Source organism: Azospira inquinata (assembly GCF_018905915.1).
Classification (GTDB): domain Bacteria; phylum Pseudomonadota; class Gammaproteobacteria; order Burkholderiales; family Rhodocyclaceae; genus Azospira; species Azospira inquinata.
In genome coordinates this window covers 3,038,399-3,051,502 of sequence record NZ_CP064782.1, presented here as the reverse complement: position 1 = coordinate 3,051,502, position 13,104 = coordinate 3,038,399, and the positions used below count along the sequence as shown (strand labels likewise).

At 63.8% G+C, this 13,104-nt stretch carries 9 protein-coding genes; 5 read left to right on the top strand and 4 right to left on the bottom strand.

Annotation, left to right across the window (positions count from 1 at the left end):
* Positions 1–10 precede the first annotated feature (10 nt).
* The gene (locus tag Azoinq_RS13775; RefSeq protein WP_216128333.1) at positions 11–1,945 is read right to left on the bottom strand and encodes an ATP-dependent DNA helicase; all 1,935 of its coding nucleotides are present in this window, start codon (positions 1,943–1,945) and stop codon (positions 11–13) included.
* A gap of 266 nt (positions 1,946–2,211) precedes the next feature.
* On the opposite strand from Azoinq_RS13775, the gene Azoinq_RS13770 reads away from it, so the two are divergent.
* The 3 genes from Azoinq_RS13770 (at position 2,212) to Azoinq_RS13760 (ending at position 6,472) form a co-directional block, all read left to right on the top strand.
* Positions 2,212–5,118: a bifunctional diguanylate cyclase/phosphodiesterase gene (locus tag Azoinq_RS13770; protein ID WP_216128334.1), complete on the top strand. Its 2,907-nt coding sequence runs from the start codon at positions 2,212–2,214 to the stop codon at positions 5,116–5,118.
* A gap of 68 nt (positions 5,119–5,186) precedes the next feature.
* Entirely contained in the window at positions 5,187–6,089 is a 903-nt protein-coding gene (locus Azoinq_RS13765) for a recombination-associated protein RdgC (RefSeq protein ID WP_216128335.1), read from the top strand.
* Between the two features lie 65 nt (positions 6,090–6,154).
* Positions 6,155–6,472, top strand: a complete 318-nt coding sequence (locus Azoinq_RS13760) for an integration host factor subunit beta (protein ID WP_216128336.1) — start codon at positions 6,155–6,157, stop codon at positions 6,470–6,472.
* 331 nt (positions 6,473–6,803) lie between these two features.
* Here the strand turns inward: Azoinq_RS13760 and Azoinq_RS13755 are convergent, their stop codons facing one another.
* Positions 6,804–9,017 carry a RelA/SpoT family protein gene (locus Azoinq_RS13755; protein ID WP_216128337.1) on the bottom strand — a complete coding sequence of 738 codons (2,214 nt, stop codon included), beginning with the start codon at positions 9,015–9,017 and terminating at the stop codon, positions 6,804–6,806.
* A gap of 426 nt (positions 9,018–9,443) precedes the next feature.
* Here Azoinq_RS13755 and Azoinq_RS13750 point away from each other — a divergent pair, with 426 nt between their 5' ends.
* Together Azoinq_RS13750 and Azoinq_RS13745 are read left to right on the top strand one after the other, a co-directional pair.
* Positions 9,444–10,364, top strand: coding sequence for a DMT family transporter (locus Azoinq_RS13750; protein WP_216128338.1), 921 nt, complete (start codon positions 9,444–9,446; stop codon positions 10,362–10,364).
* Positions 10,365–10,366: 2 nt separating this feature from the next.
* Positions 10,367–11,173, top strand: a complete 807-nt coding sequence (locus tag Azoinq_RS13745) for a M90 family metallopeptidase (RefSeq protein WP_216128339.1) — start codon at positions 10,367–10,369, stop codon at positions 11,171–11,173.
* 182 nt (positions 11,174–11,355) lie between these two features.
* Here Azoinq_RS13745 and Azoinq_RS13740 read toward each other — a convergent pair whose 3' ends face one another.
* Positions 11,356–12,132, bottom strand: a complete 777-nt coding sequence (locus Azoinq_RS13740) for an alpha/beta fold hydrolase (RefSeq protein ID WP_232368501.1) — start codon at positions 12,130–12,132, stop codon at positions 11,356–11,358.
* Positions 12,133–12,188: 56 nt separating this feature from the next.
* On the bottom strand, positions 12,189–13,094 hold the full coding sequence (locus Azoinq_RS13735) for an alpha/beta fold hydrolase (protein ID WP_408627079.1): 906 nt from the start codon (positions 13,092–13,094) through the stop codon (positions 12,189–12,191).
* Between the last annotated feature and the right edge of the window lie 10 nt (positions 13,095–13,104).

The window sequence follows — 13,104 nt, the reverse complement described above, 5'->3', positions numbered from 1 at the left end:
ACGGGGTGCTTCAGAGGTCCCCGTCGAAAAATTCCAGAACCTCGGTCAGGTCCCGGCTGCGCCGCATGGGAGGCAGGCTGCGCCACACCCGGCGGCCATAGGGCTTGGAAATAAGGCGGGGGTCGCAGATCATCAGCACCCCCCGGTCCGTTTCATCCCGGATCAGGCGCCCCGCCCCCTGCTTGACGTTAATCACCGCCCGGGGCAGCTGGTATTCCATAAAGGCGTTGCGCCCTTCCTTGTCCAACTGCTCGATGCGGGCCTTGAGCACCGGGTCGTCCGGAGGGGCAAAGGGCAGTTTGTCGATGACTACCAGGGAGAGGGCCTCTCCCCGCACATCCACCCCTTCCCAGAAGCTCTGGCTGCCCACCAGCACCGCGTTGCCCAGGCGCCGGAAACGCTCCAGGAGTTCGTTTTTGCTGCCGTCCCCCTGTTGCAGCAGGGGAAAGTCCAGCTTGGCATCTTCCAGTTTAGCGGCCAGCAATTCATGGATGCGGCGCATGGCCCGCAGGGAGGTGCACAGAAAAAAGGCGCCGCCGCCACAGGCCTTGAGCACGGGGAAAGCCGCCTCCACCACCGCTTCGGTAAAACCGGGCATATTGGGATCGGGCAGACCCGGGGGGGCGTAGAGAATGGCCTGACGACCATATTCAAAGGGGCTTTCCCAGCGGGAGGACTCGGCGCCCCAGAGACCCATCTGATTGCAGTAGTGGCTGAAATCCTGCTGCACCGCCAGGGTGGCGGAGGTAAAAATCCAGGCCCGGGGATGGCCTTCCATCTGTTTGCGGAACAGCTTGGCCACATCCAGGGGGGTGGAATTGAGTTGCAGGGATTGGCTGAAAGTTTCCCCCCAGCGCACCACTCCCGGTTCCTCCTTTTGCCAGGCGGCCAGCCGAGCCCGCAGCTCATTGGCTCGGCGCCAGCAGTTTTCCAGGCCTTCCGCCCGTTCCGCCTGGTTTTCCAAAATGGCGGCGGTCTGTTCCAGTTCCTGGTCCAGGCCTTCCAGGGCGGAAAGAAAGGTGGCCTGCTCCGCCAGCTGGGCCCAGGTGTAGCGCCCAGGCTCCACCCCTAGGGAGAGGCGCAGGTCCTTGGCCGCTTTTTCCAGGCGCCGGGTAGCGTCCTGCAAATCCAGGCAATCTCGGGCCGAGGCCAGGCCTTCGCTACGGGAATCCCGGGCCAGTTCTAGTACCTGGGCGGTGGACAGGCTGTCCCCGAAAAACAGGCTGGCGGTCTCGGGCAGCTGGTGGGCTTCGTCAAAAATCACCGCATTGCAGGCGGGCAGCAATTCCGCCGAGCCTTCGTCCTTCAACATCACGTCGGCGAAAAACAGGTGGTGATTGACCACCACCACGTCCGCCGCCAGGGCTTCCTTGCGGGCCTGGAGAACAAAGCAGTCCTTGTGATAGGGGCATTCCTGGCCCAGGCAGTTGTCCCGGGTGGAAGTAGCCATGGACCAGACCGGGGAATCCTCGGACACGTCCAGGCATTCCGCCTTGTCCCCGGTACGGGTGGTTTTGGCGAAACGGGCGATGCGCTGAATGGCGGAAACGTCTTCCCGGGTCTGGAAGCGGCCGTCCAGCAGGGCCCGGTCCAGGTGATAGGGGCAGACGTAATTGGCCCGGCCTTTAAGCAGGGCCACCTTGATCGGCGCCCCCAGGGCCCCCCGCACCGTGGGGATGTCCTTATTGAAGAGCTGATCCTGAAGGGTTTTGGTGCCGGTGGAGATAATCACCTTGCCGCCGGAGAGCAGGGCCGGGACCAGATAGGCAAAGGTTTTGCCGGTGCCGGTGCCCGCTTCCGCCACCAGGGTGCCATTGGCGGCCAGGGCGCCGCCGATGTGCTGGGCCAACTCCACCTGCTGACTCCGCATCCTGTAGCCCGGGATGGTTACGGCCAGGGGGCCGTCATCGGCAAACAGGTCGGCAATGTCTTGGGAGGAAAGCATGGGCGTGGGGCTTAAAACAGGGGAGCAATGCTACCAGAAAGCCCCCTCCCCGTCCCGGGCCGGGAACTTCCCTGGTGGCTGTGGGGTCTTTACCTCCGTCCCCATAAACATCGCTAATGCTAGTGATAAAAAAATTATTAAAGCGATTGATCCAGAAACATCAAGGCCTTACAATCGCGAACTACAACTTAAGTAATAAACTTTTCCATCTTTTAGGCCCCTTTGCCCTGCGGCGCAAACGGCCTCTTATCCCATCGGTTCCCCTCTTGCGCCTCGCCATTGACGAAAAAGCCCTGCCCCGGCTCCAGCTAGCCGGCATGTTGGCCATCGTCCTAGCCCTGGCTCTGTCCCTGGGCGGCTATTTCATCGTTCGTTACCGCCAGGATGCGGCCCTCACCCAGCAGCGCCTGGAAGAGGAAACCCTGCGTCGCCAGGAAACCCGGCTCCAGTCGGAAATTGACTCGGCCCGCAGCTATCTGACCTACATGCGCTCCCAGACCGAATCCGTGCTGCGGGCCAACCTGCACCGCCAGGTGGACCAGGCCTACCAGATAGCGGATGCCATTTATCGGCAACAGAAAGGCAAAAGGCCGGACCGGGAAATTCAACGGCTGATTGTGGAAGCCCTGCGCCCCCTGCGTTTTTTTGACGGACGGGGCTATTTTTTTGTGGATGATCTGGACGGCAACTGCATTCTCCTGCCCATCCGCCCCGAGCTGGAGGGCCGCTCCCTGCAAGGCAACCGGGATGACCGGGGCGCGCCCATCATGGCCCGCATCCTGGCCGCCGCCCAACAGCCCGGGGGCGGCTATGTGGATTACCGCTGGTATCCCCAGGGCCGGGCCGGCCAGATGGCGGACAAAACGGCCTATGCCCGGGAATTCCGCCCCTTCCGCTGGATCATTGGCGCCGGGGAATACCGGCGCAATGTGGAGGATGACCTGCAACGTCAGGCCCTGGACCGGCTGCGTACCCTGCGCTTCGGCCAGAGCGGCTATATCGCCGTACTGCACCGGGATGGCCGGGTCCTCTCCACCCCCTACAACCCGGGCCTGGAAGGCCGCCCCGTGGGCCGCATCGAAAGTCCGGAAGCCCGGGCCATCATCAGCCGGGCCCTGGAACTGGGGCGCCGCAACGGGGGCTATCTCCGTTACGACTGGTATCACCCGGACCAGAAAGCCCTGAGCCCCAAGCTTTCCCTGGCGGCCCCGGCGGGACAATGGGACTGGATTCTGGTGGCCGGAGTCTATCTGGATGACCTGCAACAGGCCCTGCTCCAGGCCCAGGCCGCCCAGCGCCGGAGTTTGCAGGAGCAGCTTCATACCCTGTTTCTGGTGCTGGCCGTGGCGGTGAGCGTCTGCCTGGTGTTTTCCCTGTTCTTCTCCCGCTGGCTGGGCCAGCTCTTCCGCCATTATCGCCATGACCGGGAGCGGCGCAGCCACGAACTGGAACGTCAGGCCCGGGAACTGCGCCTGGCCGCCCAGGTATTCGAAAACGGCAATGAAGGCATTTACATCGCCGACCGGAACAACCGCATTCTGACGGTCAACCGGATGTGCTGCCGTATCACGGGCTATGAGCCCCAAGAACTGGTGGGGCGCACCCCCACCCTGCTCAGTTCCGGCCAGCAGTCCCCCGAGTTCTATACCGCCATGGAAGAAGCCCTTTACCAGGACGGGGCTTGGAGTGGCGAGGTGTGGAACCGGCGCAAGGACGGGGAAACCTACCCGGAATGGCTCAATCTGAGCCTGGTCCGGGACGACCAGGACCGGCCCCTGTACCGCATTGCCACCTTCTCCGACATTTCCTCCCAGAAGGCGGCGGAAGCCCAGTTGCGCCAGCTGGCCCAATACGATTCCCTCACCCGCCTGCCCAACCGGGTGCTGCTCATGGACCGGATCGGTCAGGCCCTGGCCACCGCCCAGCGGGAACAGGGCCGGCTGGCCGTGCTTTTCCTGGATCTGGACCGGTTCAAGAACATCAACGACTCCCTGGGTCACGGGATCGGAGACAAGCTGCTCTGCGCCCTGGCCCAGCGCCTCCAGGCCCGGCTGCGCCCCAGCGACACGGTGAGCCGGATCGGGGGCGACGAATTTGTCATTCTGCTGCCGGACAGCGAATCCCCGGAACAGCTGGCCACGGTGGCCGCCAAGCTTATCGAAGCGGTGGCGGGCAGTTGCGAGGTGGACGGCCACGAACTGAGCGTCACCACCAGCGTGGGCATCGCCCTCTTCCCGGAAAACGGGGCCACCCCGGACGAGCTCATGAAAAATGCGGATACGGCCATGTATTACGCCAAGGAGTGCGGCCGCAACACCTTCAAATTTTTCACCGCCGAAATGAATGCCCGGGTCTCGGAACGGCTGGCCCTGGAAAACAGCCTGCGCCACGCCCTGGCCCGCCAGGAACTGGTGCTCTTCTACCAGCCCCAGTACTCCCTCATCGACGGCCGCATGACCGGCTGCGAGGCCCTGGTGCGCTGGCAGCACCCCACCTGGGGCCTGATCCCCCCCACCAAGTTCATTCCGGTGGCGGAGGAATGTGGCCTGATTCTGCCCATCGGCACCTGGGTGCTGCGGGAAGCCTGCCGTCAGGCCAAGGCCTGGCAGGATCAGGGCCATCCGCCCCTGACCATGGCGGTGAATCTGTCCGCCGTCCAGTTCCACCACGTCAATATTGTGGAAATGGTCAGCGCCGCCCTGGCGGACTCGGGTCTGGACCCCTGCCATCTGGAACTGGAAGTAACGGAAAGCGTCCTCATGGACGATCTGGACGCCACCGCCCAGACCCTGGAAAAGCTCAAGGAAATGGGCATTTCCGTGGCCCTGGACGATTTCGGCACCGGCTATTCCAGCCTCTCCTACCTGAAGCGCCTGCGCCTGGACAAGCTGAAAATCGACCGTTCCTTCATTTCCGACCTGCCCGGGGATGGGGAGGACGCGGCCATCACCCGGGCCATTATCAGTCTGGCCCGCCACCTGGGCCTGCACACCCTGGCGGAGGGGGTGGAAACCCGCTCCCAGTGGCTCTACCTCCAGGCCGCCGGCTGTACCGCCATGCAGGGCTATCTCAAATCCCGGCCCGTCCCCGCCGCCGAATACGATTACCTGTTCAAGGCCGAGGTTCCGGCGGCCGGTCCAGAACGGGAAATTCTGGCGGTCAGCGAACGCTAACCCCGGGCGTCGGGACAAGGGCCCGGCTCCTGGCGTAAAATTCGCCCTTTGCCTCAACAAGTCCCGCCATGTGGTTCAAGAATCTACAGATTTACCGTCTGCCCCCCGATTGGCAGATCAGTGCCGAAGCCCTGGAAACCCAGCTGGGGCGCAACCGCTTCCAACCCTGCGGCAACCAGGACATGCAGAGTCGGGGCTGGGCTTCCCCCTGCCGGGATGAACGCCTAGCCTATGGTCTGGAACGCCAGTACCTGCTGGCCGCCTGCACCGAGACCAAGTTGCTGCCCGCCGGGGTCATCAACCAGGTGGCGGCGGAACGGGCCGAAGAAATCCAGGAGCAGCAGGATTATCCGGTAGGCCGCAAACAGCTGCGGGAAATCAAGGAACGGGTACGGGAAGAACTCCTGCCCCGGGCCTTCACCCGGCGGCGCAGCACCTTTGTCTGGCTCGACACGGCCCACGGCTGGCTGGCGGTGGATGCCTCCAGCGGCGCCAAGGCGGACGAAGTGCTGGAACTCCTGGGCAAATCCCTGGACGAATTCCCCCTCACCCGCCTGCACACCCAGCTTTCCCCCACGGCGGCCATGACCGACTGGCTGGTATCCGGGGAAGCCCCGGCGGATTTCACCGTGGACCGGGATTGCGAACTCCGCTCCCCCCTGGAGGAAAAGGCCACGGTGCGTTATGTGCGCCACCCTCTGGACGGCACGGAAATCCGGGAACACATCGTGGCGGGTAAGGTACCCACCCGCCTCGCCCTGACCTGGAAAGACCGGCTCTCCTTCGTTCTCACGGACAAGCTGGAAATCAAGCGTCTGGCCTTCCTGGACATCATCAAGGAAGAGGCGGAAACCCAGGCGGAGACAGCGGCGGAGCAATTTGACGCAGATTTCGCCCTGATGACCGGGGAACTGGCCCGTTTTCTCCCCGATCTGGTCGCCGCCCTGGGGGGCGAAGCCAGCCTGAGCTGAGAAAAAGCCCGGATTTTTCTCACAAGGCAGCGCCACTCGATTGATTTATAAGTTAAAATAGGTCCATGACCAAATCCGAACTCGTAGCCATTCTGGCAGGCAAACTGACCCACCTGACCGCCAAGGACGTGGATCTGGCGGTCAATCTGGTATTGGACGAAATTTCCGACGCCCTGGTCCGGGGCGACCGGGTGGAAATCCGGGGATTCGGCAGTTTCACCCTGAATTTCCGCCCCTCCCGCACGGGCCGCAACCCCAAGACCGGAGAACAGGTGGAAGTGGCCGCCAAGCACGTTCCCCACTTCAAGGCCGGCAAGGAATTGCGGGATCGGGTCCAGGCCACGGCGGAGCGGGAAGCTACGGATAAGCGACGGGTCGCTTAATAAGCCTAGCAATCAATTGCTTACGCTATCAATCTAAACCAATAGCTTAAGTTCTATCCAGCCCCCACCTTCAGGGAGTCCCCCATAAAAAAGGCGCCATCTAGGCGCCTTTTTTATGGGGATTTAAATTTTAAAAATAATTATTTTTCAATTCACTATCCGTTTTTATTAAAGCAGAATAGCAACACCCCCATCAAAACCTGGGCGCGGGCTTAGGGAGCTCTCAAACCTGCCTTGGAAATCCTTCGAAGGAAAGGAACCGGGACTTCCGGCCCCCCCCTACCGCCCCAGGAAAAACCCTCGCGGAACCGGAGCCCCAGGCACCTTCCCTTCACCCCCGGCGGGCGCCGGAAACGCCGTGGACCCCGTGGATTAATTTCAGCGCCCGATTCAGCTGATGCAGGCTGGCCACTTCCACGGTGAAGCCCATGTGGGCCTGGCCCTGCTTGGACACCGTATTGACCCCGATCACATTGATCTTTTCCCGGGCGAAGACATCCGAAATATCCCGCAGCAGGCCCTGACGATCCTGGGCATCCACCACGATATCCACGGGGAACTGACCTTCCGGCTGCTGGCCCCATTCCGCCTCAATCACCCGCTCCGGATGGAGGGCCATGAGATTGGCGAAATTGGAGCAGTCGGCCCGGTGAATGGATACCCCCTTGCCCCGGGTGATAAAGCCCTGAATGGGGTCTGGCGGTGCGGGCTTGCAGCAGCGGGCCAACTGGGTAAGCAGCTTGCCCACCCCCACAATGAGAATGCCCCGGTCCCCTGCCCCATGGTCCTCGGAGGGAGGACGCATGGGGGCCATTTCCGGCACCTCTTCCGGTGGCGCATCGTGGCCCCGGACGGTGGATTGGAAAAGGCGCAGATTCAGCTCGCCCCGGGCGGCGGCGATGAACAGGTCATCCGGCTTGGCATAGCCCAGCTTGGTGGCCAGCTCGTCCAGGTTGGAACCTCCGGCGTTGAGACGCTGGAGTTCCTTGGTAATGATGCTGCGCCCTTCCGTCAGGCTTTCTTCCAGGGCCTGGGTGGCAAACCAGGCCCGCACCTTGGTCCGGGCGGTCTTGGTGCCGATATAGCCCAGGGCCGGATTGAGCCAGTCCCGGGAAGGGCCGCCCTGCTTGACGGTGACGATTTCCACCTGCTGACCGGTCTTCAAGGCCGTATCCAGAGGCACCAGCACCCCATTCACCTTGGCCCCCCGGCAACGATGACCCACGTCCGTATGCAAGCGATAGGCGAAATCCACCGGAGTGGCGCCCCGGGGCAAATCCACCACCTTGCCCTGGGGGGTCATGACATACACCGTCTCGTCCAGGGCCGCCTGCTTGTAATGATTGACCCAGTCGGAGGAGTCGGTGACTTCGTCCTTCCAGGTCAGCAGCTGGCGCAACCAGGCGATTTTTTCGTCGTAGCGCTCTTCCCCGGTGCCCTTGGTGCCTTCCTTGTAGCGCCAGTGGGCGGCAATGCCCAGTTCGGCGTGCTTGTGCATTTCCCAGGTACGGATCTGCACCTCCAGGGCCCGACCGTCCGGACAGCGCACGGCGGTGTGGAGGGAACGGTAGTAGTTGCCCTTGGGGTTGGAAATGTAGTCGTCGAATTCCTTGGGGATGGGGGTCCAGATGTTGTGCACGATGCCCAGCACCGTGTAGCACTCCTTCACCTCATCCACGATGACCCGTACGGCCCGGACGTCGTACACCTCGGAAAAATCCACCCCCTTTTTGCGCATCTTGTTCCAGATGGAATAGATGTGCTTGGGGCGGCCGTAAACCTTGGCGTTGCGGATACCCGTGGCTTCCAGCTCCCGGCGCAAGCGGGCCACCGCGTCGGCAATGAAGTGCTCCCGCTCCAGACGCTTTTCGTCCAGCATCTTGGCGATTTTTTTGTAGGTGTCCGGGTGCAGGAAACGGAAGGACAAATCCTCCAGTTCCCACTTCAATTCCCAGACTCCCAGGCGATTGGCCAGGGGGGAGTAAATTTCCAGGGTTTCCCGGGCCACCTGGACGCGCAGATCGTCCGGCTCGGCGGCGTAATAGCGCAGGGTCTGGGTGCGGGAGGCCAGGCGCAGCAACACCACCCGGATGTCCTCCACCATGGCCAGGAGCATTTTCCGCAGCACCTCCACCTGGGCCTTCATTTCCTGAGGATTCTGGTCCGTGTCGGCGACAAAATCCCGGGTAATGGGGCGCAGGCGATTGAGCCGGGAAACCCCGGCCACCAGGTCGGTGACCCCTTCCCCGAAGCCGCTACGGATTTTTTCCAGCCCCTCGTCATCGTAGGTGGAAATGGCGAAAAGGAGGGCCGCCACCCGGGCGTCCACGTCCAGTTTCAGACCGGCAATGATCAGGGCCATGCCCAGGGCGTGGCGCCAGCAGCCTTCCCCGCTGCCCAGGGTCAAATCCCCGTAGGCCTCCCGGGCAAAGTCGGCGGCCTTACGCAAAGCGGCCATATCCGCTTCACCCAGGCCATCCCCAAGGGTTTGCAAGGACTGTTCGAAATCGCTCTGTGCGGCGATGGAATGTACGACGGAAACCATGGGCGAATTATAGCGCCCCGAAGCTGACTTAGCCTTTACAAAACTTTTCCCAGCCCGGCGGAAAATGGCTTGCTGCAAGGCACAACGGCCCATTTATCCCTACCGGAACCAGGCCTATTCCATTCCCCGGGCATGGGCGCTCCACCGCCCCAGGACAGGCCTCATCCGGGTTTCCCTGCCCCCGCCTAGCCCCTCGGCAACAAAGGCTAGTCCGGGCCAAGTCGGAATAAGCTGGTCACGCCCCGTTACAAAAAAGCCGCCGGGGAATTCCCCCATACCGGCCCCCGGGCCGGGAGGCTAGAATGCCCCCTGGCCCTTACCCCTAGCCCCTCGGCCCGAAACCAGACGCGGCGCCGGGAGCCCGGGCTATCCGGCAGCATCTGACGGCCCTACCGCCTTCCCCCAACACGGAATCACCGCCCCATCATGCCCAAGTGGATGCGTCACCCCTATTTGCTCCTCACCCTCACCGCCCTTTTCTGGTCCGGCAATATCGTGGTCGGCCGGGGCCTGCGGGCCGACGTGCCCCCGGTCGCCCTGGCCTTCTGGCGCTGGGTCATCGCCCTGGCCTGTACCCTGCCCCTGGCCTGGCCCCACTGGCGGCGCCAGTGGCCAGCCCTGCGAAAAGGCTGGCTGGCGGTGCTGCTCTTGGGGCTGCTGGGCATCGGCGGCTACAACACCTTCGCCTATGTGGGGCTCCAATACACTACGGCCACCAACGCCCTGCTCCTCAATTCCTTCATTCCCATTGTCACCATCGCCATTTCCTGGGCCTTTCTCGGTAAGCACCTGAACCGGGTGGAAGGCCTGGGGGTACTGGTGTCCCTGGCCGGGGTGGCCACGGTGGTGAGTCAGGGGGACATGGGGGTGCTGGCCGGGCTGCGCCTGAATCGGGGCGATCTCTGGCTGCTGCTGGCGGTGGTCACCTGGGCCCTGTACACCGTGGGCCTGCACAAGCGCCCGGCGGGGGTCCATCCGGCCCTGCTCATGGCGGCCCTGACCGTGGTGGGCATCCTCAGCCTGGCCCCGGCCTACGCCTGGGAGTTGGGCTGGCTAGGGGGACCGGGACGGCATATGAGCCTCCATGCCGGATCCCTGGCCGGGGTGCTGTACGTGGGCATCATCCCCAGCTTTATCGGTTTTATTTTCTACAACCGGGGGGTAGCCGAGGTAGGGGCCAATAAGGCCAGCCTCTTCATCCACCTCATGCCCGTTTTCGGCACCCTGCTTTCTGCCCTGTTCCTGGGGGAAGTGCCCCATCTGTACCACGGGGTGGGCATCGCCCTGATTTTCGCGGGCATTTACCTCACCACCGCCTTCCGCCCCCGGGTGGCGGGCGCTCCCTAACCATGGCCGAGGGCCTGTGGCGACGCTTGGCGGACCGGTTACCGGGCCGCCGCCTGCCCCCAGACATCCCGGAAGCCCTGTGGCGACGGGAGGTGGGGGCCCTCCCCTTTCTCGCCCGCCTCACCCCGGAGGAGCTTGCCCGCCTGCGAGAACTCTGCGCCCGCTTTCTCCGAGAAAAGGAATTTGCCGCCGCCGGAGGGCTGGCCCTGAGCGACCCCATGTGCCTCTGCATCGCCCTCCAGGGCTGTCTCCCCATCCTCAACCTGGGGCTCGACTGGTACGGAGGCTGGGTGGAAATCCTGGTCTATCCGGGAGAATTTCTGGTCCATCGCCAGGTCATGGACGATAACGGGGTAATCCACGAATTCCGGGAAGTGGCTTCGGGAGAGGCGTGGCAGGGCGGCCCCCTGATCCTCTCCTGGAGCGACGCGGCCATGGCGGGCCAGGGTTATAACGTGGTGATCCATGAATTCGCCCACAAGCTGGACATGATCAACGGCCCGGCGGACGGCATTCCTCCCCTGCCCGACCGGGCAGCTCAGGACCGCTGGATGGCGGCCCTGGATCAGGCCTACGAGGATTTCTGCCGCCGGGTGGACCAAGCCGAGGCCCTGTCCGAAAGCGCCGCCCAGGCCGCCTGGGACGCCCTGCCCCTGGACCCCTACGGGGCGGAAAATCCGGGGGAATTTTTCGCCGTGGCCTCGGAAAGCTTTTTTGAGACTCCCGCCGTCCTGGCCCAGGCCTACCCGGCTCTGTACCGGGAGTTGGCGGCTTTTTACCGCCAGGATCCGGCGGGCGCCCAGTCCTGAGTCATGGGGCCTGAGTCCTGAGTCCTGAGTCCTGAGTCCTGAGTCCTGGGGCTTGGGGCTTGGGGCTTGGGGCTTGGGGCTTAGTCTTGCCGCAACGCAAGGGAAAAAGCAGGCGATTTCCGCTGTCTCGAGCCATAGACGTAACCCCGCGCCCAGTGTTGCCCCACATACCTTCCCCCCTGCTACCCCGCCCCTACCGCCCCTTTCCGGGAATTCACGAAATCCGTCAGCAGGGCCAGGACCTGTTCGGGCTGGTCCCGGAAGGGGGTATGGCCGCAGCGGGGTATTTCCGCCACCCTCACCGGGCCCGAAACCAGACGGGGCAAGGCCCGCACCTGTTCCGGAGTAGCGTATTCATCCCCTTCTCCCTGGATTGCCAGGAGGGGAGCGCGAAACGTCCCCAGCCGCCCCCGGATATCCCACCCCCGAAAAGCCGGGGAAAGCCAGGTGTCGTGCCATTCCCGGAATACCCGCTCCGGGTCCCCGTGATGCCGGGCCAGGCGGGTGGGCCAGTCCGTCTCCCGCCAGAGTCTGCCCGCCTGGCGAATGCCCGCCAGGGCCGCTTCCTCCACCCAGAGATGGGGAGCCAGGACCGCCGCCCCCACCAGATGGTCAGGAAAGGCGCTCCCGTAAATAAGGGCAATGGAGGCCCCGTCGGAGTGGCCGATCAGCAGAGGTTGCCGGATATGCCGGGCGGCCAGAAGGGCGGGCAGCACGGTCTCTCCCTCCCGCTCCAGGTAATCCGGCCCGCGAGGCTGGGCGGCCGGATCCGACGTCCCATAGCCGGGGCGAGAATAAACCAGGGCCGGGCAGCCTGTGGCCGCCACCAGCCGGGCGGGAAAATCCCGCCAGAAGGAGACGGCCCCCAGGCCTTCGTGGAGAAACACCAGGGTCGGGGCTTCCGGGGTAGGGCCTAAGGCCGGGACCAGATCCAGTACCTCCAGGTCCAGGCCCAGCACCCTCTGGCGCCCGGGCTGGGACCTTACCGGCCCGGGCCCGGCTTGGGCCGCACCCTTCATGCCCCGCCCAGGAGAAATTCCCGTACCACCCCCACCTGGGCGTCATCCAGGAACATGGGGGCATGGCCCACCCCGGGAATTTCCCGGGTCCAGGCCCGAGGGCCCCGCAGGGACATTTCTTCCAGGGATTCCCGGGACAGGAGATCGGATTCCGCCCCCCGGATTACCAGGGTGGGGCAGCGAATGGCGTCGTAATAGGGCCAGAGGATCACGTCCTGGTGCATCATGAAGCCCAGCTTGAAGGGCTCGCCGATGGCCGGGTCATAATGCATGTGCCACAGGCCATCCTCCCGCCGGGTAATGCTGTGGCGGGCCAGAAAGGCCCATTGGGTGTCATTCAACGGGCCGAAGGGGGCGCTGATCTGGCGGATATAGGCCTCCGCCTCCTCCGGGGAGGAAAAGCTGGGCTGGCCTCCCACATAGTCCCCGATGCGGCGTAGGGAGTCGTTGCTGATCACCGGCCCCACGTCGTTGAGAATCAGGCGGGTGATGGGGCTGCGCTCCATGCTGGCCAGGAGCATGCCGATGAGTCCCCCCATGGAGGTGCCCAGCCAATGGAGTTCCTTCACATCCAGCCGGGCGATGAGGGTGACCATATCCGCCACGTACTGGGGAAAGCCATAGCCCTCGGGCTTTTGCAGCCAGTCGCTGGCCCCCCGCCCCACCACGTCCGGGCACACCACCCGGTAATCCTTGGCCAGCTGCTGGGCCAGATAATCGAAATCCCGGCCATTGCGGGTCAGGCCGTGGACGCACAGCAGCACCTTGGGATTGGTGGGATCGCCCCATTCCGTATAGGCCATGCGGTACAGGCCGGTACCGTCCAGGGCGGCGCACAGCACCGTGTTCTGGCGCATGTCCCGGTCGGGGAAAACGCAGTGGATACAGTCGGATAAACCCATGAAACCACTC